25 protein-coding genes are annotated in these 25,913 nt (G+C 64.9%); 10 read left to right on the top strand and 15 right to left on the bottom strand.

Translation table 11 applies throughout. The features are described 5' to 3' along the window. Positions 1–10: 10 nt before the first annotated feature. Genes ptsN through ACODS5_RS21640 form a run of 3 tightly spaced genes read left to right on the top strand, consistent with a single transcriptional unit; the run spans position 11 to position 1,627 of the window. Positions 11–475, top strand: a complete 465-nt coding sequence (gene ptsN, locus ACODS5_RS21650; RefSeq protein WP_134693900.1) for a PTS IIA-like nitrogen regulatory protein PtsN — start codon at positions 11–13, stop codon at positions 473–475. 2 nt (positions 476–477) lie between these two features. Further along, positions 478–1,332 carry an RNase adapter RapZ gene (gene rapZ, locus ACODS5_RS21645; protein ID WP_134693899.1) on the top strand — a complete coding sequence of 285 codons (855 nt, stop codon included), beginning with the start codon at positions 478–480 and terminating at the stop codon, positions 1,330–1,332. A 22-nt stretch (positions 1,333–1,354) separates the two neighbouring features. After that, entirely contained in the window at positions 1,355–1,627 is a 273-nt protein-coding gene (locus tag ACODS5_RS21640) for an HPr family phosphocarrier protein (RefSeq protein ID WP_096048637.1), read from the top strand. Between the two features lie 149 nt (positions 1,628–1,776). On the opposite strand, the gene ACODS5_RS21635 is transcribed toward ACODS5_RS21640, so the two are convergent. From ACODS5_RS21635 to pmbA, 7 genes are all read right to left on the bottom strand, one after another. Then, positions 1,777–2,670 carry a ZIP family metal transporter gene (locus ACODS5_RS21635; RefSeq protein WP_489109631.1) on the bottom strand — a complete coding sequence of 298 codons (894 nt, stop codon included), beginning with the start codon at positions 2,668–2,670 and terminating at the stop codon, positions 1,777–1,779. 11 nt (positions 2,671–2,681) lie between these two features. Further along, positions 2,682–3,293: a superoxide dismutase gene (locus ACODS5_RS21630; protein ID WP_489109624.1), complete on the bottom strand. Its 612-nt coding sequence runs from the start codon at positions 3,291–3,293 to the stop codon at positions 2,682–2,684. 1 nt (position 3,294) lies between these two features. Beyond that, a complete protein-coding gene (locus ACODS5_RS21625) occupies positions 3,295–3,756 on the bottom strand; it encodes a DUF2753 family protein (RefSeq protein ID WP_134693897.1) in 462 nt (153 codons plus the stop codon). A gap of 24 nt (positions 3,757–3,780) precedes the next feature. Next, a complete protein-coding gene (gene fumC, locus ACODS5_RS21620) occupies positions 3,781–5,157 on the bottom strand; it encodes a class II fumarate hydratase FumC (protein WP_134693896.1) in 1,377 nt (458 codons plus the stop codon). Continuing rightward, positions 5,150–5,542 carry a FagA protein gene (locus ACODS5_RS21615; RefSeq protein WP_489109623.1) on the bottom strand — a complete coding sequence of 131 codons (393 nt, stop codon included), beginning with the start codon at positions 5,540–5,542 and terminating at the stop codon, positions 5,150–5,152. Before ACODS5_RS21615 ends, fumC begins: the two co-directional genes overlap by 8 nt. Before the next feature lie 131 nt (positions 5,543–5,673). After that, positions 5,674–7,044, bottom strand: coding sequence for a TldD/PmbA family protein (locus tag ACODS5_RS21610; RefSeq protein ID WP_489109622.1), 1,371 nt, complete (start codon positions 7,042–7,044; stop codon positions 5,674–5,676). Between the two features lie 79 nt (positions 7,045–7,123). Continuing rightward, the gene (gene pmbA / locus ACODS5_RS21605) at positions 7,124–8,470 is read right to left on the bottom strand and encodes a metalloprotease PmbA (protein ID WP_134693894.1); all 1,347 of its coding nucleotides are present in this window, start codon (positions 8,468–8,470) and stop codon (positions 7,124–7,126) included. A gap of 109 nt (positions 8,471–8,579) precedes the next feature. Between pmbA and yjgA the strand changes: the two genes are divergently transcribed. Further along, a complete protein-coding gene (gene yjgA / locus ACODS5_RS21600) occupies positions 8,580–9,101 on the top strand; it encodes a ribosome biogenesis factor YjgA (protein ID WP_134693893.1) in 522 nt (173 codons plus the stop codon). A gap of 107 nt (positions 9,102–9,208) precedes the next feature. On the opposite strand, the gene tldD is transcribed toward yjgA, so the two are convergent. The 8 genes from tldD to mreB all read right to left on the bottom strand — a co-directional run bounded on the left by tldD (position 9,209) and on the right by mreB (position 20,272). Next, on the bottom strand, positions 9,209–10,648 hold the full coding sequence (gene tldD / locus ACODS5_RS21595; RefSeq protein WP_134693892.1) for a metalloprotease TldD: 1,440 nt from the start codon (positions 10,646–10,648) through the stop codon (positions 9,209–9,211). Positions 10,649–10,650: 2 nt separating this feature from the next. Further along, positions 10,651–11,502: a carbon-nitrogen hydrolase family protein gene (locus ACODS5_RS21590; protein WP_489109621.1), complete on the bottom strand. Its 852-nt coding sequence runs from the start codon at positions 11,500–11,502 to the stop codon at positions 10,651–10,653. A gap of 13 nt (positions 11,503–11,515) precedes the next feature. Further along, entirely contained in the window at positions 11,516–15,331 is a 3,816-nt protein-coding gene (locus tag ACODS5_RS21585; protein WP_489109620.1) for a YhdP family protein, read from the bottom strand. An 82-nt stretch (positions 15,332–15,413) separates the two neighbouring features. Next, complete coding sequence (gene rng / locus ACODS5_RS21580; protein WP_134693889.1) at positions 15,414–16,871, bottom strand: ribonuclease G; 1,458 nt, start codon at positions 16,869–16,871, stop codon at positions 15,414–15,416. A gap of 60 nt (positions 16,872–16,931) precedes the next feature. Further along, the gene (locus tag ACODS5_RS21575; RefSeq protein WP_489109619.1) at positions 16,932–17,525 is read right to left on the bottom strand and encodes a Maf family protein; all 594 of its coding nucleotides are present in this window, start codon (positions 17,523–17,525) and stop codon (positions 16,932–16,934) included. 31 nt (positions 17,526–17,556) lie between these two features. Further along, positions 17,557–18,045, bottom strand: coding sequence for a rod shape-determining protein MreD (mreD, locus tag ACODS5_RS21570; RefSeq protein WP_186658041.1), 489 nt, complete (start codon positions 18,043–18,045; stop codon positions 17,557–17,559). Further along, complete coding sequence (gene mreC, locus ACODS5_RS21565; RefSeq protein ID WP_489109630.1) at positions 18,045–19,070, bottom strand: rod shape-determining protein MreC; 1,026 nt, start codon at positions 19,068–19,070, stop codon at positions 18,045–18,047. Before mreC ends, mreD begins: the two co-directional genes overlap by 1 nt. A gap of 164 nt (positions 19,071–19,234) precedes the next feature. Continuing rightward, entirely contained in the window at positions 19,235–20,272 is a 1,038-nt protein-coding gene (mreB, locus tag ACODS5_RS21560) for a rod shape-determining protein MreB (RefSeq protein WP_003255163.1), read from the bottom strand. Between the two features lie 202 nt (positions 20,273–20,474). On the opposite strand from mreB, the gene gatC reads away from it, so the two are divergent. From gatC to ACODS5_RS21530, 6 genes are all read left to right on the top strand, one after another. After that, on the top strand, positions 20,475–20,762 hold the full coding sequence (gene gatC / locus ACODS5_RS21555) for an Asp-tRNA(Asn)/Glu-tRNA(Gln) amidotransferase subunit GatC (protein WP_134689941.1): 288 nt from the start codon (positions 20,475–20,477) through the stop codon (positions 20,760–20,762). A 15-nt stretch (positions 20,763–20,777) separates the two neighbouring features. Further along, positions 20,778–22,229: an Asp-tRNA(Asn)/Glu-tRNA(Gln) amidotransferase subunit GatA gene (gene gatA, locus ACODS5_RS21550; protein WP_489109618.1), complete on the top strand. Its 1,452-nt coding sequence runs from the start codon at positions 20,778–20,780 to the stop codon at positions 22,227–22,229. 11 nt (positions 22,230–22,240) lie between these two features. Continuing rightward, positions 22,241–23,686 carry an Asp-tRNA(Asn)/Glu-tRNA(Gln) amidotransferase subunit GatB gene (gene gatB / locus ACODS5_RS21545; RefSeq protein ID WP_134689943.1) on the top strand — a complete coding sequence of 482 codons (1,446 nt, stop codon included), beginning with the start codon at positions 22,241–22,243 and terminating at the stop codon, positions 23,684–23,686. A gap of 113 nt (positions 23,687–23,799) precedes the next feature. Next, positions 23,800–24,174, top strand: a complete 375-nt coding sequence (locus ACODS5_RS21540) for a septal ring lytic transglycosylase RlpA family protein (RefSeq protein ID WP_489109617.1) — start codon at positions 23,800–23,802, stop codon at positions 24,172–24,174. A gap of 61 nt (positions 24,175–24,235) precedes the next feature. After that, positions 24,236–25,279 carry a calcium/sodium antiporter gene (locus ACODS5_RS21535; protein WP_489109629.1) on the top strand — a complete coding sequence of 348 codons (1,044 nt, stop codon included), beginning with the start codon at positions 24,236–24,238 and terminating at the stop codon, positions 25,277–25,279. Between the two features lie 10 nt (positions 25,280–25,289). Next, positions 25,290–25,676, top strand: a complete 387-nt coding sequence (locus ACODS5_RS21530; protein ID WP_489109616.1) for a carboxymuconolactone decarboxylase family protein — start codon at positions 25,290–25,292, stop codon at positions 25,674–25,676. Positions 25,677–25,913: the final 237 nt, after the last annotated feature.

Raw genomic sequence — 25,913 nt, 5'->3', positions numbered from 1 at the left:
CCCCTCATCCATGATCCGACTTGAAACCATCCTGACCCCCGGCCGTTCCCTGGTGAACGTGCCGGGCGGCAGTAAAAAGCGCGCCCTGGAAAAGGTCGCCACCCTGATCGCCGAGCAAGTACCCGAGCTGGAGATGCAAGACGTCTTCGACAAGCTCATCGCTCGCGAAAAGCTGGGCTCCACCGGTTTTGGCAATGGCATCGCCATTCCCCATTGCCGGCTTGTGGGCTGCACCGCGCCAGTGAGCGCCTTGCTGCACCTGGACGCCCCCATCGATTACGACGCCATCGACGGTGCCCCGGTCGACCTGCTGTTTGTGCTGCTGGTCCCGGAAGCTGCCACCGATGCCCACCTTGAATTGCTGCGCCAGATCGCCAGCATGCTCGATCGCAAGGAGGTTCGCGATCGCCTGCGTGCCGCCGACAGCAGCGAGGCCCTGTTCCAGGTCGTCCTGGACGTACAGAACGAGCACTGACCATGCGCCTGATCATCGTCAGCGGCCGCTCCGGCTCCGGCAAGAGCACCGCCCTGGACGTGCTAGAAGACAACGGCTACTACTGCATCGACAACCTGCCGGCGGGTCTGTTGCCGCAGTTGGCGGAAAACGCGCTGATCAACACCGAGCTGCTACAGCCCAAGGTGGCGGTGTCCATCGACGCGCGCAACCTGCCCAGCCATCTGTCACGCTTCCCGACCCTGCTCCAGGAGGCGCGCGCCCGGCACATCCAGTGTGACGTGTTGTACCTGGACGCCGACGAGGACACCCTGCTCAAGCGCTTCTCGGAAACCCGTCGCCGCCACCCGCTGACCAACGACAGCCGTTCGCTGGCCGAGGCTATTCGCGTCGAAAGCGAGCTGCTGGGGCCGATCGCCGACCTGGCCGACCTCAAGATCGACACCACCAACCTGAACCTGTACCAGCTGCGCGACTCGATCAAGCTGCGCCTGCTCAACCAGCCGGAGCCGGGGACCGCGTTCCTGGTCGAGTCGTTTGGCTTCAAGCGTGGCATGCCGGTGGATGCCGACGTGGTGTTCGACGTGCGCTGCCTGCCCAACCCCTACTGGAAGCCGGAACTTCGCGAGCATTCCGGCCTCGAACAGCCGGTAATCGACTACCTGGCAACCCAGCCGGATGTCGAGGAGATGTTCCAGGATATCTCCAGCTACCTGCTCAAGTGGCTACCGCGCTTCGCCGCCAGCAACCGCGCCTATGTCACCGTGGCCATTGGCTGCACCGGTGGCCATCACCGTTCGGTTTACATCACCGAGCGGCTCGGCCAGTTGCTCCAGCAATCCCTGAAAAACGTCCAGGTCCGCCATCGCGACCTCTAGCCCACAGGATATCCGCCCCACGATGCCCGCCCGCGAAATCACCATCATCAACAAGCTGGGCCTGCACGCCCGGGCGGCCGCCAAGTTCGTCGGCGTGGCCGGGCGCTTCCCCTGCCAGGTGCGGGTCGGTCGCGCGCCGGACAAGCTGGTGGATGGCAAGAGCATCATGGCGGTGATGATGCTCGCCGCCGGCAAGGGCACCCCGGTGCACCTGCACACCGAGGGCGAGCAGGACGCTGAAGCCATGGATGCACTGGTCGCGTTGATCGAGAACTTCTTCGACGAAGGCGAGTGACTGATACAACGCGGCCCCTGTAGGAGCGGCCTTGTGCCGCGAAAGGGCCGCAAAGCGGCCCCAGCAATATTGGTTTGATGCATAAATCGCAGGGGCGCTTCGCCCCCTTTCGCGACACAAGGCCACTCCTACAGGGGGCAGTGCCAGGCTCAGGACATCGCCGTATCCATCACCATCATCAAGCAGAACCCGACACACAGCCCCAGGCTCGCCAGGCGATGATGCCCGTTGCTGCGTGACTCGGGGATAATCTCCTGGGTCACCACCAGCAACATCGCCCCCGCCGCGCAGGCCAGGCCCAGCGGCAGCAACAGTTCGGCGATGTTCACCAGCCAGGCACAGATCACCGCGGCCAGCGGTTCGACCAACCCCGATGCCGCACCGATCAGGAACGCCTTGAAGCGCGGCATGCCCGCCCCTGCCAGCACCAGCGCGATCACCAGGCCCTCCGGCACATCCTGCAGCGCGATGCCCATGGCCAGGCTATCGGCATCAGGCATCCCGCCTCCGGCGGAAACCCCGATGGCCATACCCTCGGGGATGTTGTGGGCAATGATGGCAATGACGAACAGCCAGATCCGCGCGGCGATTACCGGTTGCTGCTCACTGCCGACCAGAGCCTGCGGCGAAGCACCGGAGACCTTGAGGTCGACCAGGAACAGGCACAACGCGCCGAACAACAGGCCGCTGCTGATCACACCACCGGCGCCCCATGGGCTGAAGCCGATGGCCTGGGCCGCATCCAGCCCGGGAATGATCAGCGAGAACGCGGTGGCCGCCAACATCACCCCGGCACCAAAACCGAGCAAGGTGTCGGCCACGGCCACTGGCATGTTGCGGATTACCAGCACCGGCACTGCGCCCAAGGCCGTCCCCAATGCGCACAGTGCTCCGCCCTCCAGGGCTCGCAACATGCGCGGTTCCAGGTCCAGCCAGGCGATGCCCCGCGACACCAGCAATGCGGTGCCGACCAGCAACAGCACGGTCCCAAGCGCCAGGCGGAACAGGCGCACACTGCTGACAGACATCACCTCGGAGCGCATACCGGTCAGACTCACTTCAGGGCTTCAAGGTAGCGGCGTTCCACTTCGGTCCAGTCGACCACGTTGTAGAAGGCGCCAATGTACTCAGGACGGCGGTTCTGGTACTTCAGGTAATAGGCGTGCTCCCAGACATCCAGGCCGAGGATCGGTGTGTTGCCGTGCATCAGCGGGCTGTCCTGGTTACCGCTACTCTCCACCACCAGCGTTTTGCGCGGGGTCACGCTGAGCCAGGCCCAGCCACTGCCGAACCGGGTCAGCGCGGCCCTGGTGAAGGCCTCCTTGAACGCCTCGAAACCACCGAGCTGCTGGTCAATGGCCTTGGCTACCTGACCCTCGGGTTGGCCACCGCCCTTGGGCGACATGACGGTCCAGAACAACGTGTGGTTGGCATGGCCGCCGCCCTGGTTGACCACCGCCCCTTGCAGTTTCTCGGGCAGTTGCTTGACCGCGCCCACCAGTCGCTCCACCGGCCATTCGGCCCATTCGGTGCCCTCGATGGCGGCGTTGAGGTTGTTGATGTAGGTCTGATGGTGCTTGCTGTGGTGGATCTCCATGGTCTGGGTGTCGATGTGCGGTTCCAGCGCATCGTAGGCGTAGGGCAACGCAGGCAAGGTATGTGGCATGTCAATGGATTCCGTAGGCAGGTTTGCGATCCGTGATGTCCGCGTGCGCGACCAGCTCGCTGGCTGCGGGCGCCTGGCGGTTCAGCAGGCGCTCGGTACGCGGGTATTGGCCGTACTCGGCGATGAAACTCAGCAGTTCGGTGTAGGTGCGCCCGCTGTGGCGCAAGGCCGTGTCGCGCAGGGCCTGGGGCAGGCGCGGATCCTGGCTGGCCTGGAGCAGCCGCTGGTGCGCCGCGCACAGGTAGTCGGCGCTTTCGTGCGGCTGGTTCAGGCGCAGGTGCAGCTCGGCCAGGTTGTGGTGGGCGATGACCAGTGCGGCCACCGCCTCGTCGACGTCATGCCAGCGCTCGAACAGCACCTGGGCCAAGGCCAGTGCTTGCAGGTAGTGCTCCCGGGCGTCGACCAGCTCGCCCTGCTCGAACAGGCGGTTTGCATCTTGGGTGGTGCGTTTCCAATGCTGCATGACGTGCCTCCTGGGCGGCCCGGGTCAGATGCCGCCAGCGGTAAGTTTTTCCGGGTCCAGCAGCGCCTCGAGCTGGTCACGCGACAAGTCGGTGTGCTCCAGCGCCACGTCGATGATCGGTCGACCCTGCTGGTAGGCGGTCTTGGCGATCTCGGCAGCCTTGAGGTAGCCGATGATCGGGTTGAGTGCGGTGACCAGGATCGGGTTGCGCGACAACGCCTCCTTGAGCTTGCCCTCGTTGACCTTGAAGCTGGCAATCGCCTTGTCGGCCAGCAGGCGGCTGACGTTGGCCATCAGCTCGATGCTCTCCAGCAGGTTGCGGGCGATTACCGGCAACATCACGTTGAGCTCGAAGTTGCCCGACTGGCCGGCGACGGCGATGGTGGCGTCGTTGCCAATCACCTGGGCGGCGACCATGGCGGTGGCCTCCGGGATCACCGGGTTGACCTTGCCCGGCATGATCGACGACCCCGGCTGCAGGCCTTGCAGCTCGATCTCGCCAAGGCCGGCGAGCGGGCCGGAGTTCATCCAGCGCAAGTCGTTGGCGATCTTCATCAGCGCCACGGCGGTAGTCTTGAGCTGGCCGGACAGGGCCACAGCGGTGTCCTGGGAGCCGATCAGGGCGAACAGGTTCTCGCCCGGGGTGAACGCGACACCGGTCAGCCCGCTGAGCTGGCGGGCGAAGCCGGCCGCGAACTGCGGATGGGCGTTGATCCCGGTGCCTACCGCGGTGCCGCCCTGGGCCAGCGCCTGCAAGCTCGGCAGGGTCGCCTCGAGATGCGCCTGGGCGCCTTTGATCTGCGCGGCCCAGCCGCCGAGCACCTGGCTCATGCGCACCGGCATGGCGTCCATCAGGTGGGTGCGGCCGGTCTTGACGTATTTGTGCACCTCGGCGGCCTTGGCCTCGATCACCTGGCTCAGGTGACCCAGGGCTGGCAACAACTGCTCGTGCAGGGCCAGCGCGGCGCTGACGTGGATGGTGGTGGGGATGATGTCGTTGCTGCTCTGGCCGCAATTGACATGGTCATTGGCGTTGACCGGTTCGCCCAGCACCCGGCTGGCCAGGGTGGCGATCACCTCGTTGGCGTTCATGTTCGAACTGGTGCCGGAGCCTGTCTGGAACACATCCACCGGGAAGTGCTGGATGAAGTCGCCGCCCAGCAGCTGTTCCACCGCCTTGACGATGGCCTCGCCCTGCCCCGCGCTCAGCTGCGAAAGCTCGATGTTGGCCTTGGCCGCCGCGGCCTTGGCCAGCAGCAACGCACGGATGAACTGGCCCGGCATCGGCTGGCCGCTGACCGGGAAGTTGTCGACCGCGCGCTGGGTCTGGGCACCGTACAGGGCCTGGGCCGGCACCTGCAGTTCACCCATGCTGTCGCGCTCGATACGGGTATCACTCATCTTCAAGTCCTTGCATCAGTTCTTCGGGAGAAATCGACGGCAGCAGCACGCAATTGGCGAGCTGCATCGCATAGGGTTGCCAGCGCTGGTTGTGCTCGCAGCGGTCGAGGTTGCGCAGGTCGAGCAACGGTCGCCAGGCCTGGTCCAGGCACAGGCAGCGCCAATGCCAGGGCAACATGCGGTCGTTGGCGGTATCCAGCAGCAGGCGCAAGGCGGTCAGGGCCACCGTCCAGGGCGAGGTTTCGGTGCAGCACACCAGGTAGCGACCCTCGGCCAGGTAATGGTCGATCAGGCGTGGCTCGTCAGGCTCGAGCGCGCAGCGAATACGCCGGCTGAGCCAGCGCCAGTTTTCCAGGTAGGGCAGTTCGTGGAGCACAGGTTTCATGAGCAACACCACGGCAGACAAGTATCGACAATGATTATTAAATGATAATCAAAATCATTTCAATACTAATCAGCCGTGTTGTTCCACGCTTGTGTGTGACTCTCCCCAGACAGACATTCACTCAACCTGGGTCAGTGACGGGTACTCAGGCCCTCGATCAGAAGCGAAGCACCCACGATCATTCCTGGGTAACTGTCACCATCGTTACCGACCGCCTTGATCTGTTGAAAGAGCGTCAGCAGAGGCACCTCTATCACGAACGGCTTGAGGCGATACTGCATCACCCCCTGCTCTACCCAGGTGCCAGTACCACGAATTTTGAAATGCCCGGTGCTGATATCGAGTTTCAGCAGGCGCACCTCATCAACCAACACGCCTTGCCCCATACGAACAAGTAGTTCCACCTGACTGGCCAGGCCGGGCGCAAAGGCCAAGTTGCGGGCCCGGGTATATGGCAACGTTGCATTGCCCGTATTGTCCAGGCCCAGCCGTCTCGCCGATTCGACATTCAAGGCATAACGAACAAGTCGCCCCCCCTCCACGAACGCAGCGCTATTGGGTGCGCAGCCCTGCAGATCAAACGGCAGGCTACCCACGGCCTTCTCCCGCCGAGGCGACTCATGAATGGTGATTTCAGGGGCGAACAACGGCCTTGAGAGTTGGCCGGCCAACACCGATCGCCCTTCGCTCACCGCCTGACCATCGACCGCTTGAATGAACGCATCCAGCAACAACACACTGGCAGCGGGAGAAAACACATGCGCACAGCATTCGACAGGAAGCCTGCGCTCGCCAACCGGAATACTGGCCTTGCGCGCTACCCATGCCCCGAACTCCTGCGGATCTCCCAGACCAGGCAAATCCCGCGAGAGCCTGAATTCACCCCTGCTGGGTGGAATACCTCTATTGCCAGCATCGGCCAGGCATTGCAGGCGATAGAGGGTATCTCGGTACCCGCCAACGAAGCCCCGGCTATTGCCATAAGCCTGAATCTGGGCAGTAGCCGAAAAAGCGATACGCGTCGTTTGAAAGCGTTGACCGGTCGATTGCATACCATTCTTGCATGCTTCGACTACTTGTTCGGTGCGAGCACAGGCTTTGCGCCAATCGTGAAACAGGTCTAGATCGGTGTAGTCCCAAGCCAGGTCCTGCACATCGGCCAAGCCTGCAAAGGGATCCGCTGGTGAAAAGCTGGTACGGGCCACGATTTCCTTGACCAGCTCGTCAGGCTCAAAAGGTTGCTTCAGGGCGACGAGGCATTTGCCGACACGGCCGTCGATGAAGAGGGTCGCGCGCACCTGATGCTCCTCGCGAAGATGCAGGCGACTCAAGTCCTCAGCCGTGCCTTTCTGCACGACCTCATAGCGCCTGCTAATCGCCACCTCGCAATCATAAGGCGTCAAGCGTTGAAAACTATCTAACAACGCGTGCACCTTGCCCTGTAGTTGAAGCACATCGGAGGCATCAAGCCGATGGCTGTCAATGTCGATTAACATATACATCACTCACATTGGAAGGCTGGCCATCATGCAAGTGAAGCGACATGGCAGAGCGTTACATAATTAGCACCCAGGCCTGCACTCAACTGCCAGCGACAGTCATGCGCTCAATCAGCACCGAGCCGCAGTGAATATTGCTGCGAGTCTCGATATCGCTGCCAATGGCGACGATCTGCTGGAACATGTCTTTCATGTTGCCAGCAATGGTCACTTCCTGCACGGCATGCTGGATCTCGCCATTCTCGACCCAAAAGCCCGCCGCGCCACGGGAATAATCGCCAGTGACCATGTTCAGGCCATGGCCCATCAGCTCGGTGACCAACAAGCCACGGCCCATGCGCCGGATCAGGGCGGCCTGGTCTTCCACGCCATGGGTCACGTACAGGTTGTGCACGCCCCCAGCGTTGGCGGTGCTGGGCAACTGCAGCTTGCGCCCCGAATAAGTCCCGAGGATATAGGACACCAGCTCGCCCTTGTCGACGAACGGCTTGGCATAGGTCGCCAGGCCATCGCCATCGAACGCCGCGCTGCCCAGCGCACGCGGAATGTGCGGACGCTCGTCGAGGGTCAACCAGGTGGGGAACAGGCGCTGGCCGATGGTGCCTTCGAGGAACGACGACTTGCGGTACAGGTTGCCCCCGGAAATGGCCGAGAGGAAGCTGCCGAACAGTCCGCCCGCCAGCTCCGCCGAGAACAGCACCGGCACCTCGCAGGTTGCCACCGGGCGCGCGCCCAGGCGGCTGGCGGCGCGCTGCGCGGCACGCTGGCCAATGCTGCGCGGGTCGGCCAGCAAATTGCCCTGGCGGTTGACGTCGTACCAGTAGTCGCGCTGCATCTGCCCGTCGCCTTCGGCGATCATCACGCAGCTCAGGCTGTGCCGGGTGGAGGCGTAGCCACCGATGAAACCGTGGCTATTGCCATACACCCGCACGCCCTGGTGGGTATTGAGGGTGGTGCCGTCGGCATTGAGGATCCGCGGGTCGGCGTCAAAGGCAGCAGCCTCGCAGGTCAGTGCCATCTCGATGGCCTGCTCCGGCTCGATATCCCAGTCGTGGTACAGGTCCAGGTCGGGGATTTCGCGGGCCATCAGCGCCGCATCGGCAAGGCCCGAGCACTCGTCCTCGGAGGTATGCCTGGCAATCGCCAGGGCTGCGGCGACGGTTTCACGAATGGCATCAGGGCCGCTCGCCGAGGTGCTGGCCGAACCTTTGCGCAGGCCAACATAGAGGGTGATGCCGAAACCCTGATCGCGATTGAACTCGACCGTCTCGACTTCACGCTGGCGCACCGTGGTGGACAGGCCCTGCTCCAGCGACACTGCCACTTCGCAGGCGCTGGCGCCCTGGCGGCGCGCCTCGGCGACGATCGCCTCGACCTGTTCCTGCAACGCCGGCAGGTCCTTGGGGCCTACGCTCTGGACTGCACTCATGGTTCTCTCCACTGAAAATTCTGCGTACGGCTTGGGTCATTCTACGACCGGGCCGGACAAGCGGCCCCCGACTGGTTATCATGGCGGCGATTTCTTGCGGACTGCCCCCATGGTTGATTCTTACGACGACGCCTTCGATGGCGAAAAAAGCAAAACCCAGATCAAGCGCGAGCTGCATGCGCTGGTCGAACTCGGCGAGCGCCTGACCACGCTCAAGGCCGATACCCTGGCGCGCCTGCCGCTGACCGACGAACTGCGCAAGGCCCTGGACGAAGCCAGCAAGCACACCGCCCATGGCGCCCGCAAACGCCACATGTCGTTCGTCGGCAAGCTGATGCGCGTGCAGGACCTGGATGCCATCCATGCCGTGCTCGAGCAGGTCGACAGTTCGACCCGCCAGTACAACGAACGCTTCCACGGCCTCGAGCGCTGGCGCGACCGTCTGATCGACGGCAACGACGAAGACCTCGAGCGCTTCGTCAACGAGTACCCCGACACCGATCGCCAGCACCTGCGCTCGCTGATCCGTCATGCCCAGCATGAAAAAGCGCGGAACAAACCGCCTGCCGCTGCGCGCAAGGTGTTCAAGTACATCCGCGACCTCGACGAGACCCAGCGCGGCCTGCGTTGAGGCCATCGCGGGCCAGGTCGCTTCGGCGCAGCGCCGCTCCCACGCAGCCTTCGCAGGCATCTGTGGGAGCGGCGCCGCGCCGATGCGACTTGCCCCGCGCTCATTGATCAAGCCCCTGTACCACCGACGGTGATCGCATCCAGCTTCAGGGTCGGCTGGCCAACGCCCACCGGCACCGACTGCCCATCCTTGCCACAGGTCCCCACGCCGCTGTCCAGCGCCAGGTCGTTGCCGACCATCGACACCCGGCTCATCGCTTCCGGCCCGTTACCGATCAGGGTCGCGCCCTTCACCGGCGCGGTAATCTTGCCATCCTCGATCAGGTAGGCTTCGCTGGTGGAAAACACGAACTTGCCGCTGGTGATATCCACCTGGCCGCCGCCCAGGTTGGCGCAGTAGATGCCCTTCTTCACCGACCGGATGATTTCCTCCGGATCGCTGTCGCCGGCACGCATGTAGGTGTTGGTCATGCGCGGCATCGGCAGGTGCGCGTAGGACTCGCGGCGGCCGTTGCCGGTTACCGCCATGCCCATCAGACGGGCGTTGAGCTTGTCCTGCATGTAGCCCTTGAGGATGCCGTTCTCGATCAGCGTGGTGCACTCGGTCGGCGTGCCTTCGTCGTCGACACTCAGCGAGCCACGACGGCCCTTGAGCGTGCCGTCATCGACGATGGTGCACAGGCTCGAGGCTACTTTCTCGCCGATCCTGCCACTGAACGCCGAGCTGCCTTTGCGGTTGAAGTCGCCTTCCAGGCCATGCCCCACAGCCTCGTGCAGCAGCACACCGGACCAGCCCGAACCGAGCACCACCGGCAGCGTGCCGGCCGGGGCCGGGATCGCCTCGAGGTTGACCAAGGCCTGGCGCAGCGCCTCGCGGGCATAGCCCATCACCCGATCTTCGGTGAAGTAGCTGTAGTCGGTACGCCCGCCGCCACCCTGCCCGCCACGCTCGCGGCGGCCGTTGTGCTCGACGATGACACTGACATTGAAGCGCACCAGCGGACGCACATCGGCGGCCAGGCTGCCATCGGCGGCGGCCACCAGGATGCGCTCCCAGACACCGGCCATGCTCACGCTGACCTGCTGGATACGCGAATCGAGGGCGCGGGTGGCAATGTCGACCTTCTTGAGCAGCTCGACTTTCTCGGCACGGCTCAGCACATCCAGCGGGTTGTCCTGGCCGTACAGCTCGGTCACCGCCTGGCTGCGGAAGGCCTGGACCTTGCCGTGCTGCCCGGCGCGGGAGATCGAGCGGGCGGCACGCGCCGCCGAGGTCAGGGCTTCGAGGTTGATCGCGTTGCTGTAGGCGAAGCCGGTCTTCTCGCCGGACTGGGCACGCACGCCCACACCTTGGTCGAGGTTGAAACTGCCCTCTTTGACGATGCCGTCTTCAAGCGCCCAGGTTTCCGAGACCTGGCCCTGGAAGTACAGGTCGGCGGCGTCGATGCCGGGCCCGGCCAGATCGCCCAGCACCGTCTGCAGGCTATCTAGGGTCAAACCGCCGGGGGCCAGGAGCTGCTCGCTGACGGTGGATAGAATCTCGCTCATAGTCACTCCGAGGTATGCGCAGGCCGCAAAGCGTCCTGCGAGAAAAAGCGCCGGTGAGTCAGCACCGGCATGCGCGCCCGGATGGACGCTTGTTCTTCAGGGTCGCGGGTGGCGAGCAATACCGCTTCACCCCGCGCCTGTTGCACGACGATTCGCCCCCAGGGGTCGATGATCGCCGCTTGGCCATGGGTTTCCCGTGGCCCTGGATGCAAGCCGCCCTGGGCCGCCGCCAGCACGTAGCACTGGGTCTCGATGGCTCGGGCGCGAATCAGCACTTCCCAGTGCGCCGCCCCGGTCACCGCGGTGAACGCCGCCGGGGCGCTGATCAACTCGGCCCCGGCGGCGCGCAAGGCGCTGTACAACTCGGGGAAACGCAGGTCGTAGCACACCGACAGGCCCAGGCGGCCGACCGGCGTGTCGGCCACCACCACCTGGCTGCCGTGGGCATAGTCATCGGATTCCCGGTAACGCCCGCGGTTGTCGGCCACGTCCACGTCGAACAGGTGCAGCTTGTCGTAGCGCGCGGCAATCTCGCCGTGTTCGTCGACCAGCAGCGAGCAAGCATGCGCCTTGGCTCCAGGCTGGCCGACCGGCGGTAGCGGCAAGGTACCGGCGACAATCCATAACCTGAGGTCACGGGCGGTGCGTTTCAACCACGGTAGGATCGGCCCTTCGCCCAAGGCCTCGGCGCGGCCGATGGCGGCTGCGTCGCGCCGGCCCATGGCGGCGAAGTTTTCCGGCAGCACCGCCAGCCGTGCGCCGCCGGCTGCGGCCCGCTCCAGCAGCGCCGTGGCGCGTTGCAGGTTGGCCAGGACATCGTCTTGGCTGACCATCTGGATCACAGCTGACGTCATGACCACCCCAGGCTTACTTGTCGAAAGGTTTCACAAAAGTGATTTTAGGCTCTTTGACCGGACCCTCGACGCGATAATGCACGCTGGCGAAGCGCGCCACCCGGTCGCCGATCAGCCGATCGACCAGGAACAGCGCGCCGCCGACAGCCGGCGCGCCGATGATCAGCGCCGCCAGCGGCAGGTTGTTGGTGACCGGCAGGGTGACCAGCAGCTTGGCATCGACCCGATCGCGGACGAAGTCCAGGGTGCCGTCCAGTTCGAAATTACTCGAGGGGCCGGTGACGGAGATTGGCTCGCGGGTCACGTACACGCCTTCGCTGGCCACCAGCAGGCCCTTGACCCGGTCATAGGCCAGGCCCTTGCTGAACAGGTCGGAGAAGTCCAGGCGCAGGCGCCGGCCAATGGAGTTGAAGTTGAGCAGGCCGAACACCCGCAGGGCCTGGGCGCTGCCCTCGACTTCGACGAACTGGCCCGAGCGCAGCGCCGCGTCGAGGCTGCCGGAATAACGGTTGAGGCTGACCCAGGCCGGCGAACCCGGCCAGCGGCCATCGACGTCCATGCGAAAATCGCGGCTGGTAACCGTGGGCGCAAAGCCCCAGGCCTTTAGCACGTCAGCGAGGTTCTTGCCGTCGATACGCCCTTTGTACCAGCTCGCGGTGCTCCCCGGGGTACCTTCCCAGCCGCCACTGCCGTCGATGTGCAAGCCCTTCAGGTCGAGGTCGATATCGCTCATGGCCATGCCCTGCGCGGTCTGGCGCAACTTCAGGCTGGCGCTGCCGAACAGATCGTCGCCGCGGTACAGCTTGTCGATGGTCAGGTCCAGCGGCGGTACCTTGCGCGGGTCGACGCCGGCCAGCGGGTCGGGCCCGTGCTCGGCTTCAGCCTCGGCGGGGTCGGCCGGCGGCAGGCGCAAGGTCTGCAGGCGGATGCTCATCGGCGTCGTCTTGGCGTCGGGGATCCGTGCGTTGCCGATGACTTCCTTGCTGTCCAGGCGCAGGTCCCAGGCCGGGCCACCGCGGGCCAGGCGAATCACGCTCTGGTTGAGATCCATGCCGAAGGCCTTCAACTGGCCGATGCTCAAATCGACGCTTTGCAGGTTCTGCCGGGCATTGCCGCCCGGGTCCTGGCCGCCAAGTCGCTCCAATTGTTGCTGCCACGGCGCCAGATCCAGCGCCTCGAGCCGGCCGCGCACACGCAGGCCCTGGCCGGCTGGCAGGCTGGCATCACCCGTGCCCAGCAGCAGCTCGCCGCGGCCCTGGCCCAGTTTGTCGGCGGGGGCAGCGTAGGCAAAGCGGGCAAGGTCGCTGTAGCTGGCATCGACACGCCGCTCGGGGCCCTGCAAGGTCAGGCTGAAACGGCTGTCACGGGTTTCCCCGCGGGCCTTGCCGAACGGCGCCGGCAGGTCGATGGCCAGGCCTTTGAGCGACGAGTTGACGGCCAGGCGATTGTCACGGCTGCCCAGCGTCACCTGCAGCTGGTACGGCAGGTCACCCGACACTGGCAGGGCCTGCTTGACCTGCAGCCAGTCGGTAAGCGCCTTGAGGCCGACCTGGCCTGTGGCATTGATACGGGTCTGGATATTGCCGCCCTGGCCTTCGGCGACGATCTGCGCGCTGACCGGCTTGCCGAAGGCGTTCAGGCTGATGTCCCTGCCACTCAGGCCCTTGTCTAAGTCGAAGCTGAAGTCGCCTTTCAGGCTGCTCAGCTCCAGGGTTGGCGGTGCCACCTTGAGCGTCGCATCCTGGGTGGCGAAATCCACCAGCACCTTGGGGCGCTGGCCGTGGGCCAGCGGGATGTCCAGCTTGACCTTGCCCTTGAGCGGGCCCTCGCCTTCCCAGCCGGCGAAGATCTCGCCGGTACCAATGGGCGCATCCTTGAGAATCTTCAAGCCATCGCCGAGGCTGCCGTCGAAATCGCCGTCAAGGAACAGGTGGCTGTGCTGGTCGCCTTCGACATGGGGAATGTTGACGCTGACATCGCTGACCTGGGTGTCCAGCAACAGGCCGTGGTTGGCCTGGATGCGCACCCCGGTATCTTCGATATAGACGTTGCCATCGACCTGTTGCACCTGCGGCCAGCCTGGCTGGAAGTCCAGCGCGGCGTCGTGCACCTTGAAGAACAGGCTGATGTCGCGGGCATGGGGCGGCGCGTTGTGGTGCAGCGAGCCCTGGTACTGGAAGTACCCTTCGTCGACATTGCCCTTGACGATGGCGCTGCGCAGCCACTCGTCCAGCGCCGGGCTGAGCACCTCGGGCAGGTACTTGGCGGTGTAGCGCCCGTCGCCCTCGGTGAGGCCGACGCGCAAATCCATGTAGTCCTCGTGGCCCGGCTCCAGGTGGATGCGGATCAGGAAGTCGGCGGCGATCTTGCCCTCGTCGCCCAGCACCTTGATGTAGGGAGCGACCAGGGTGAAGGCCTGCTTGTTCAGGGTCCAGGTCAGGCGCGCGTTGGCTTTCGGGTAGTGCCAGGGTTTGCCGAAGATCGGGTACAGGTGCAGCATGAACGCCTGGGTATCCAGGCGCAGCTCGCCATGGCCAAGGTCGCCGCTGATGGCCCCGGTGACGTTACCGGCGGCCGGGGCGCCGTGGTAGGCATCGAAGCCGACCTTCTCCAGGTTGGCGGCAAACTGCACGCGCTGGTCGCCCTCGGCCTTGGGCCGGATGTCCAGGCGCACGTTGCGCAGGGCACCGGTGACCTTGAGCGCATCGACCACGGTCATGAGTTTTTCCGGCAGTGGCGCCAGGGCGTCGATCAGCGGCGTCAACGGGGTCAGGTCAAGGCGGTCGGCCTGCACCTGCCAGCTTTCCTCGGCCGGGGTTGCGCCCTCGCGCTGTGCCAGTTGCAGGTGGGATTCCCAGCGAGTCTTGCCAAGGCTCATGGCCAATGAATCGACGGTGACATCGAAGCCCTGGTCCTGGCGCTGGAACCAGGCCGAGACGGCCAGGTTGTCCAGCGTGATAGCCTTGCGCCCGGTGTAGGCACCCTTGAGTCGCGGGGCATTCAGGCGTACCACGGCCTGCTGCAACTGGCCCTGGTTCCAGTCGATCCAGAACTCACCACCGGCACGCAAGGTGCTGGCCTGCCACTGGCCCAGGAACTTCGGCGGCAGCCACCGCCCCCAGTCGCTTTGCGGCAGGCTCAGGTAGGCTTGCAGGCGCCCGTCGCGCCAGGCCTTGGCGCTGGCGCGGCTGTTCAGGCTCAAGGCCAGTGGCTGGCCATCGGGCAAGGTGGCACGCAGGTCGACACTCTGGCGCGTGGCCCCGGCCTGCAGGCCGAGGCTGACATAGGTGAGGGTGAGCGGGTCGCGCTGCCAGGGGTGCAGGGTGACCTGGCTGTCGAACACATCGATACGGCCCAACTGACGCAGGCGCTTGAGCGCCTCGGTCGGATCAAGGGGTTTGTCATCCTGGCTCGGCAGGCCTTCGAGCGCCCAGGCGCCCTGCTGGTCCTCGCGCAAGATCAGTTGCAAGCCGCTGAGCTGCACGCGCGCCAGGCGCACTTCGCGGGCCTTGAGGCTGGCCCACAGGTCCGGCACCAGCTTGACGTCGTCCAGGCGCAGCGCCGCGGCGCCCTCGCCCAGTTGCAGGTCGCGCACCCGCAGCACCGGCGCCAAGCCACTCCAGCGGCCCTCCAGAGCACCGACATGCACAGGCAGGCCCAGGGCCTGTTCGGCCTTGAGCTCGGCGTCGGCGCGGTATTCAGCGACCAGCGGCAGCAGTTGCCGGCCAAGGCTGACATACAGCGCAACCAGTACCGCCAGCAGGGCGCAGATCCCCAGCCCCCAGCGGGTCAAGGCGCCCAGAACGCGGGTCAGACGTTCCATGGCCATGGCCCTCCAAGTCGTCCCTTAACTATGGCCGGTGTATAGCGCTTTGCCAGCCCGTCCTTGGGGCAACCGCTTTCATGCAGGGTCAGAGCAGCACCACATCGTATTGTTCCTGGGAATACATGGACTCCACCTGGAAGCGAATGGTTCGCCCAATGAACGCCTCCAGTTCGGCGACATTGCCCGATTCTTCGTCGAGCAGACGGTCCACTACCTTCTGGTTGGCGAGCACCCGGTAGCCCTCGGCCTGATAGGCACGTGCCTCGCGCAGGATCTCGCGGAAAATTTCGTAACAGATCGTCTCGGGGGTTTTCAGCTTGCCACGCCCTTGGCACCCCGCGCAGGGCTCGCACAGTACCTGCTCGAGGCTTTCGCGGGTGCGCTTGCGGGTCATCTGCACCAGGCCCAGCTCGGTGATGCCGATGATGTTGGTCTTGGCGTGATCACGCTCGAGCTGCTTCTCCAGGGTACGCAGCACCTGGCGCTGGTGCTCCTCGTCCTCCATGTCGATGAAGTCGATGATGATGATCCCGCCGATGTTGCGCAGGCGCAGTTGCCGGGCAATGGCGGTGGCCGCCTCGAGGTTGGTCTTGAAGATGGTTTCTTCGAGGTTGCGGTGGCCGACGAAGGCCCCGGTGTTGACGTCGATGGTGGTCATTGCCTCGGCAGGATCGACCACCAGGTAGCCGCCGGACTTGAGCGGTACCTTGCGCTCCAGGGCGCGCTGGATTTCATCCTCGACGCCATACAGGTCGAAGATCGGCCGCTCGCCGGGGTAGTGCTCCAGGCGGTCGGCGATTTCTGGCATCAATTCGGCCACGAACTGGGTGGTCTTCTGGAAGGTTTCCCGCGAATCGATGCGGATCTTCTCGATCTTCGGGTTGACCAGGTCACGCAGGGTGCGCAGGGCCAGGCCCAGGTCCTCGTAGATGACCGTGGGCGCGCCGCAGGTCTGGATCTGCGAGCCGATTTGCTCCCATAGGCGACGCAGGTAGCGGATGTCCTGGAAAATATCCTCGGCCCGGGCGCCTTCGGCGGCGGTGCGCAGGATGAAGCCGCCGGCGTCTTTCATATCTTCCTGGGCCATGCAGTCGGTGACCACCTGCTTGAGGCGCTCGCGCTCGGCTTCTTCCTCGATCTTCAGGGAAATGCCGACATGGCTACTGCGCGGCATGTACACCAGGTAGCGCGACGGGATCGACAGCTGGGTGGTCAGGCGCGCGCCCTTGGTGCCAATCGGGTCCTTGGTGACCTGCACCACCAATGCCTGGCCCTCATGGACCAGCGCGGTGATGGTTTCAACCGCCGAGCCTTCGCGCTGGGAGATTTCCGAGGCATGGATGAACGCCGCGCGCTCCAGGCCAATATCGACGAACGCCGCCTGCATGCCGGGCAGCACCCGCACCACCTTGCCCTTGTAGATGTTGCCGACGATACCGCGACGCTGGGTGCGCTCGACGTGCACCTCTTGCAGGACACCGTTCTCCACCACTGCCACGCGGGATTCCATCGGGGTGATGTTGATCAGGATCTCTTCACTCATGGCGCGCTCTCGTCAGGGGTCTGGGGTAATGATGGATTGCTGCGGCGTGGCTGGCTAGCGCTATGCGGAACCCTCTTGCAGTTGCCAACATGGCACGCCGAATTGCTCGAGCAGTTCGGCGGTTTCACTCAGGGGCAGCCCGACCACGGCCGAGTAGCTGCCCTCGATGCCGCTGACGAACACCGCGCCCAGGCCCTGGATGGCATAGCCGCCGGCCTTGTCGACAGGTTCGCCGCTGTCCCAGTAGCGCAGCGCTTCCTCGAAGGAGATGGTGCGAAAACGCACGGTGGTGCTGACGCAGCGGCTGATACTGCGCTGACCATCGGTCAGCGCCACGGCGGTAAGCACCTGGTGTTCGCGCTTGGAAAGGTCACCGAGCATGGCTAACGCCTGCTCGCGATTCTCTGGTTTGCCAAGGATCTGCCCATCGAGCACCACGGTAGTGTCGGCCCCGAGCACCACGCCGGCGCCATCGGTATGGGCGAAACCCGCCACGGCCTTGGCCTGGGCCAGACGCTCGACATAGGCCGCTGGGGTCTCGCCCAGTAACGGAGTTTCATCGATGGGTGCGCTGACCACGGTGAACGGCACGCCGATCTGGGTAAGCAGTTCACGGCGACGCGGCGAGCCGGATGCCAGGTACAACTGTGTCATGTGGACATCTCCCTGTCAGTGGCGCTGATCGTCAGTGAATGTGCAGGCGACGGCGCAGGCCGCGCAGAGCGAAGCTGACCCATGGCCAGAGCAAGGCGCTGATCACCGCCGACCAGACCAGGGCCAAGGTCGGCAGGCGATTGCCGGTCAGGGCGCTGAGCCACAGCTGGATCAGCTGGGCGATACCGAAGATCACCAGGATCACCAGGCTCTGCTGCCACATCGGGAACATGCGCAGGCGCTGCTGCAGCGACAGCACCAGGAAGGTGATCAAGGTCAGGATCAGCGCGTTCTGCCCCAGCAAGGTGCCGTACAGCACATCTTCGGCCAGGCCCAGCACGAAGGCGGTGGTCATGCCGACCTTGCTCGGCACCGCCAGGGTCCAGAAAGCCAGGAGCAGGGCCAGCCACATGGGCCGGAATACTTCCATGAACTGCGGCATGGGCGAGACGCTGAGCAACAGGCCGAGGGCGAAGGTCAGCCAGATGGCCCAGCCGTTTCTGCTACGGGTGCTGGCCATTATTGTCTCCGGGGTTGGGCGGGCGCGGCGGCCGGCTGTGCCGGGGCGGCGCCGTTTGGCGCGGGGGCCGCTGCCGGAGTCGCGGCGCCGGCTGGGGCTGGGGCGGGGATTGCCGGGTTGGCCGGAGCCTGGCCGTGGCTGGCGCCCTGACGGTCGGCTTCCTCCTGGGCGATGGCCGCTTCAGTGGCGCGTTCTTCCGGGGTGCGGCGGTCGCTGAACACCAGCAGCATGTAGCGGCTACGGTTGAGCGCGGCGGTCGGGATGGCGCGGACAATGGCGAACGGCTGGCCGGAGTCATGGATCACTTCGTTGACCGTGGCCACCGGGTAGCCGGCCGGGAAACGCTGGCCCATGCCGGAGCTGACCAGCAGGTCGCCTTCCTTGATGTCGGCGGTGTCGGCCACATGGCGCAGTTCCAGGCGCTCCGGGTTGCCGGTACCGCTGGCGATGGCGCGCAGGCCATTGCGGTTGACCTGCACCGGAATGCTATGGGTGGTGTCGGTGAGCAGCAGTACCCGCGAGGTGTAGGGCATCAGCTCGACCACCTGGCCCATCAGGCCACGGGCGTCGAGCACCGGTTGGCCGAGGAACACCCCGTCACGCTCGCCCTTGTTGATCAGGATACGGTGGGTGAACGGGTTGGGATCGACACCGATCAGCTCGGCGACCTCGACCTTCTCGTTGACCAGCGCCGACGAATTGAGCAACTCGCGCAGGCGCACGTTCTGCTCGGTCAGGGCTGCCAACTTCTGCAGGCGCCCCTGCAGCAGCAGGGCCTCGGTCTTGAGTTTTTCGTTTTCGGCGATCAGCTCGGTGCGGCTGCCAAACTGGCCGGCCACGCCTTGCCACAGACGCTGCGGCAAGTCGGTGATCCAGTAGGATTCCATCAGGACCAGGCCCATCTGGCTGCGCACGGGCTTGAGCAGGTCGAAACGCGAGTCGACCACCATCAGCGCGACCGACATCACCACCAGCACGAGCAGGCGCACGCCCAGCGAGGGGCCTTTGGAGAAAAGCGGTTTAATGGGCCGTTCCTCGTGGACGACTCAGGAAGTCATTGGGCATGGGACAACGCACCGGCCTGCTTGCGGGTTGACGGAAACGGCGCCCGGGCGGGCGCCAGCACAGCGCATACAGGTAGCACTGTGCGTGCCACCTGTAAACCTGGGGATACCTTGCTGCCCGGCGATCACTCGCTGGAGAGCAGGTCCATGGCGTGCTTGTCCATCATTTCCAGCGCACGACCACCGCCGCGGGCGACACAGGTCAGCGGGTCTTCGGCGACGATCACTGGCAGGCCGGTTTCCTGGGCCAGCAGCTTGTCCAGGTCGCGCAGCAGCGCGCCACCACCGGTCAGCACCAGGCCACGCTCGGCGATGTCGGAAGCCAGCTCCGGCGGCGATTGCTCCAGGGCGCTCTTGACCGCCTGGACGATGGTCGCCAGGGACTCCTGCAGCGCCTCGAGCACTTCGTTGGAGTTCAGGGTAAAGGCACGCGGCACGCCCTCGGCCAGGTTACGACCACGGACGTCGACTTCGCGCACTTCGCCACCCGGGTAGGCGGTACCGATTTCCTGCTTGATGCGTTCGGCGGTGGATTCGCCGATCAGGCTGCCGTAGTTGCGGCGCACGTAGGTGACGATGGCTTCGTCGAAGCGGTCGCCGCCAACCCGTACCGATTCGGCATAGACCACGCCGTTGAGCGAGATCAGGGCGATTTCGGTGGTACCGCCACCGATGTCGACGACCATCGAGCCACGGGCCTCTTCGACCGGCAGGCCGGCGCCGATGGCGGCGGCCATCGGTTCTTCGATGAGGAACACTTCACGGGCGCCGGCGCCGAGGGCCGACTCACGGATGGCGCGGCGCTCGACCTGGGTCGACTTGCACGGCACGCAGATCAGCACGCGCGGGCTGGGCTGCAGGAAGCTGTTCTCGTGCACCTTGTTGATGAAGTACTGCAGCATTTTTTCGCAAACGCTGAAGTCGGCGATCACGCCGTCCTTCATCGGACGAATGGCAGCGATGTTGCCGGGGGTGCGGCCGAGCATGCGCTTGGCTTCGGTACCGACAGCGACGACGCTTTTCTGGTTGCCGTGGGTACGGATGGCAACAACCGAGGGCTCATTCAGGACGATACCGCGCTCACGCACGTAGATAAGGGTGTTGGCAGTACCCAGGTCGATGGACAGATCGCTGGAAAACATGCCACGCAGTTTCTTGAACATGGGAAAGTGACCCTGGGGAAAGCGTGGGTAAAAAAGTGCGGCAAACTCTAACAATGGCAGGGATTTTGGGCAAGGAGCCAATATGTTAAATTGGCTGTTTTTCCGAGCATGCCTGCCGATGATCGCGGCCCTTTGACCGCCGGAATCCCGGCATGTTCCTCACCACGGACCCATTCCGTTTCTCGATTTCCTGGAGATCCCCATGGCGCTTCAACGCTCCGACGTGGAAAAGATCGCCCATCTGGCCCGACTGGGCCTGAATGAAGGCGAACTGCCACGCATTACCGATGCCTTGAACAGTATTCTCGGGCTGGTCGACCAGATGCAAGCCGTCGACACCACCGGCATCGAACCGCTCGCCCACCCGCTGGAGACCACCCAGCGTCTGCGCCCCGACCAAGTCACCGAAAGCAACCAGCGCGACCGCTACCAGGCCGTCGCCCCGTCGACCGAGAACGGTCTGTACCTGGTTCCGAAAGTCATCGAATAAGGGATAGCGCCTGCCATGCATCAACTCACTCTGGCCGAGATCGCCCGCGGTCTGGCCGACAAATCGTTCTCTTCGCAGGAACTGACCGGCGCCCTGCTGTCGCGCATCAAGCAGCTCGACCCGCGGCTCAACAGTTTCATCAGCGTCACCGAAGACCAGGCCCTGGACCAGGCGCGTGCCGCCGACGCCCGCCGTGCCGCCGGTGAAACCGGCGCCCTGCTCGGCGCGCCGATCGCCCACAAGGACCTGTTCTGCACCAATGGCGTGCGCACCAGCTGCGGCTCGAAGATGCTCGACAACTTCAACGCCCCGTACGACGCCACCGTGGTCGCCAAGCTGGCCGAGGCCGGCATGGTCACCCTGGGCAAGACCAACATGGACGAATTCGCCATGGGCTCGGCCAACGAGTCCAGCCACTACGGCGCGGTGAAGAACCCGTGGAACCTCGAACATGTACCGGGTGGTTCCTCCGGCGGTTCGGCCGCCGCCGTGGCCGCGCGCCTGCTGCCGGCCACCACCGGCACCGACACCGGCGGTTCGATCCGCCAGCCGGCAGCCTTCACCAACCTGACCGGCCTAAAGCCGACCTATGGCCGCGTATCGCGCTGGGGCATGATCGCCTACGCCTCGAGCCTCGACCAGGGCGGCCCGCTGGCCCGCACCGCCGAGGACTGCGCCCTGCTGCTGCAAGGCATGGCCGGCTTCGATGCCAAGGATTCGACCAGCGTCGATGAACCGGTACCCGACTACAGCGCCAACCTCAACGCCTCGCTGCAGGGCCTGCGCATCGGCCTGCCCAAGGAATACTTCGGCGCCGGCCTCGACCCGCGCATCGCCGAGCTGGTCCAGGCCAGCGTCAAGGAGCTGGAAAAGCTCGGCGCGGTGGTCAAGGAAATCAGCCTGCCGAACATGCAGCACGCCATTCCGGCGTACTACGTGATCGCCCCGGCCGAAGCCTCCTCCAACCTGTCGCGTTTCGACGGCGTGCGCTTCGGCCACCGCTGCGCGAACCCAGCGAACCTGACCGACCTGTACGAACGCTCCCGCGGCGAAGGCTTCGGCGCGGAGGTGCAGCGACGCATCATGGTCGGCACCTACGCCCTGTCGGCCGGCTACTACGACGCCTACTACATCAAGGCGCAGCAGATCCGCCGCCTGGTCAAGAACGACTTCATGGCCGCCTTCCACGATGTCGACGTGATCCTCGGCCCGACCACGCCGAACCCGGCCTGGAAACTCGGCGCCAAGAGCAGCGACCCGGTCGCCGCCTACCTCGAGGACGTCTACACCATCACCGCCAACCTGGCGGGCCTGCCTGGCCTGTCGATGCCGGCCGGCTTCGTCGACGGCCTGCCGGTGGGCGTGCAACTGCTGGCCCCGTACTTCCAGGAAGGCCGCCTGCTCAACATCGCGCACCGGTACCAGCAAGTCACCGACTGGCACACCCGCGCCCCCAACGGCTTCTGAGGAGTTCACACATGCAATGGGAAGTTGTGATCGGGCTGGAGATTCATACCCAGCTCGCCACCCAGTCGAAGATCTTCTCCGGCAGCGCCACCACCTTCGGCTCCGAGCCGAACACCCAGGCCAGCCTGGTTGACTTAGGCATGCCGGGCGTACTGCCGGTGCTCAACCAGGAAGCCGTGCGCATGGCGTGCATGTTCGGCCTGGCGATCGATGCCGAGATCGGCCCGCGCAACGTGTTCGCGCGCAAGAACTACTTTTACCCCGACCTGCCCAAGGGCTACCAGATCAGCCAGATGGACCTGCCGATCGTCGGCAAGGGCCACCTGGACATCGCCCTGGAAGACGGCACCATCAAGCGCATCGGCGTGACCCGCGCGCACCTTGAGGAAGACGCCGGCAAGAGCCTGCACGAAGACTTCAACGGCGCCAGCGGCATAGACCTGAACCGCGCCGGCACGCCGCTGCTGGAAATCGTCTCCGAGCCGGACATGCGCAGCGCCAAGGAAGCCGTGGCCTACGTCAAGGCGATCCACGCCCTGGTGCGCTACCTGGGCATCTGCGACGGCAACATGGCCGAAGGCTCGCTGCGTTGCGACTGCAACGTCTCGGTACGCCCGAAGGGCCAGGCCGAGTTCGGCACCCGCTGCGAGATCAAGAACGTCAACTCGTTCCGTTTCGTCGAAAAGGCGATCAACTACGAGGTCCAGCGCCAGATCGAACTGATCGAGGACGGCGGCAAGGTGACCCAGGAAACCCGCCTGTACGACCCGAACAAGGACGAGACCCGCTCGATGCGCAGCAAGGAGGAAGCCAACGACTACCGTTACTTCCCCGACCCAGACCTGCTGCCGGTGGTCATCGAGCCAAGCTTCCTCGAGACCGTGCGCGCCGCCCTGCCGGAGCTGCCGACGCAGAAGGTCGAGCGCTTCCAGCAGCAGTACGCGCTATCGGCGTATGACGCCAACGTGCTGGCATCCAGCCGCGAACAGGCAGACTACTTCGAGCACGTGGTGAAAATTGGCGGCGACGCCAAGCTCGCGGCCAACTGGGTCATGGTCGAGCTGGGCAGCCTGCTGAACAAGCTGGGCCTGGACATCGACCAGTCGCCGGTCAGCGCCGAACACCTTGGCGGCATGCTGCTGCGCATCCGTGACAACACCATCAGCGGCAAGATCGCCAAGACCGTGTTCGAGGCCATGGCCGCCGGCGAAGGCGATGCCGACAGCATCATCGAAAGCAAAGGTCTCAAGCAGGTCACCGACACTGGCGCGATCGACAAGATGCTCGACGAAGTGCTCGCCGCCAACGCCGAACAGGTCGAACAGTACCGCGCCGCCGACGAGGCCAAGCGCGGCAAGATGTTCGGCTTCTTCGTCGGCCAGGCGATGAAGGCTTCCAAAGGCAAGGCCAACCCGGGGCAAGTGAACCAATTGCTCAAGACCAAGCTCGAAGGGTGATCCCGATCGCGGGGCAAGCCCGCTCCCACAGGATGGCGCAGTACCTGTAGGAGCGGCCTTGCGTCGCGAAAGGACCGCATAGCGGTCCCAGTGCCTGAATCGGAGCAGTCGACTTGATCAAGCGTTCCCTCGCCACCCTCAGCCTGTTTTCCCTGCTGGCCGGTTGCGCCAGCCACGACATCGACCCACGCGGTTACGACGAAACCGGTACCGCCTCCTATTACGGCGCCCGCCACCACGGCAAGCGAACGGCCAGCGGCGAGCCCTTCAACCAGCATGGCCTGAGCGCCGCCCACCGCAGCCTGCCCTTCGGCAGCCGAGTGCTGGTCACCAACCTCAACAATCAGCGCAGCGTCGTGGTGCGCATCAACGACCGCGGCCCGCATACCCGTGGCCGCCTGATCGACCTGTCACGCGCCGCCGCAGAAAAAATCGGCATGTTGCGTAGCGGAACGGCGCGCGTGCGAGTACAAGGTTTGAGCGACTGACCTGACTGGAGCCCTCGCCATTTTCGACCTGGCCACCCTTCCCGCCTTCAGCCTGCTGCAACTGGGCCTGGGCCTGCTATTGCTGATTATCGGCGCCGAGTTGCTGGTGCGCGCGGCCCTGCGCCTGGCCGGGCGCCTGCACGTGCGTCCGCTGATCATCGGCCTGAGCCTGGTCGCCTTCGGCAGCACCGCGCCACAGCTGACGGTAAGCCTGCAGGCCGCCTACCAGGGCGCGCCGGACGTCGCCGTCGGCAGCGTGATCGGCAGCAACATCTTCAATGTACTGGTAATCCTCGGCCTGGCCGCGCTGATCATTCCACTGCGCGTGTCACGCCAGTTGGTGCGCCTGGACATCCCGCTGATGATCCTGGCCAGCGCGCTGGTCTACCTGCTCGCCTTCAACGGCCAACTGGGCCGCCTGGAGGGTGCCCTGCTGCTGCTTGGCTTGCTGGCCTACCTGGGCATGCTCTGGCACCAGTCACGCCACTACGCCCGCACCTACCCCGCGCCCAGCGCCGCGCACACCGGCGCAGGCCGCTTCTGGAGCGGCGCCCTGCTGCTGATCCTGCTGGGCCTGGGCCTGCTGAGCCTGGCCGGGCATCTATTGCTCGAGGCCGCCGTCGAAGTGGCCACCGACCTGGGCTTGTCCGAGCGCATCATCGGCTTGACCGTGGTGGCAGTGTGCACCTCGCTGCCGGAACTGGCCGCCGCGCTGATCGCCGCCCTGCGCGGCGAGCGGGAAATCGCCGTGGGCACGGTGATCGGCAGCAACCTGTTCAACCTGCTCGCGGTCCTGGGCCTGACCGCGGTGCTCACCCCCGAGCCGCTGTCGATTTCGCCCAATGCCCTGGACTTCGACCTACCGGTGATGCTCGGCGTCGCCGCGCTGTGCCTGCCGGTGTTCTACTCCGGTTACCGGGTCACCCGCGCCGAAGGCCTGGTGTTCCTGTGCCTGTACCTGGCCTACGGCCTGCACGTGGTGACGTTCACCACCGGCATGCCGCTGGCTGGCCGCCTTGAGCGCTGGATGCTGTTCTACGTCCTGCCAGTGCTCGGTATCGTGTTGTTGTATACCACCGTCCGCGCCTGGCGCCGCCAACACTAAGGAAAACAACATGACAGATTCGAAATCCACCGGCGAGCGCATTCGCCGCCAGGTCATGGGCGATGCCTTCGTCGACCGCGCCCTGGGCAATGCGAGCGAGTTCACCCAGCCGCTTCAGGACTTCGTCAACGAGCACGCCTGGGGCAGTGTCTGGGCTCGCGATGGCCTGGCGCTGAAGACCCGCAGCCTGATCACCCTGGCCACGCTGACCGCGCTCAAGTGCCCGCAGGAGCTCAAGGGGCATGTGCGTGGGGCCTTGAACAATGGCTGCACGGTGGTTGAGATTCGCGAAGCGCTGCTGCATTGCGCGGTGTATGCCGGGGTGCCGGCGGCGGTCGATGCGTTTCGGGCGGCGCAGGAAGTGATTGATAGTTATCAGGCAGGTTCAAGCGATTAATAGTTCGCACCCTGGCCTCGTGACTGTTACCTATGTGAGTGAACGCCTGTGTAACCCATGTAGGTGGTCCGTACAGCTTGGCGATCAAGAGATTGACCAGCCTGTCCACTAGCGACAGCTGCGCCAGCCCAGGCGCCGCCCGTAACTTCGCGACTTCAGGAGGCCGAACGCAGGCCTTGCGTAGGGAGGTGACGGGCATGGATGCCCGTCAAGCGCTGGGGCCCAGGATGGGCCCTA

It is taken from the genome of Pseudomonas sp. FG47, assembly GCF_057809115.1.
The sequence above is the reverse complement of the archived record's forward strand: the minus strand, read 5'-3'. Positions and strand labels throughout refer to the sequence as shown.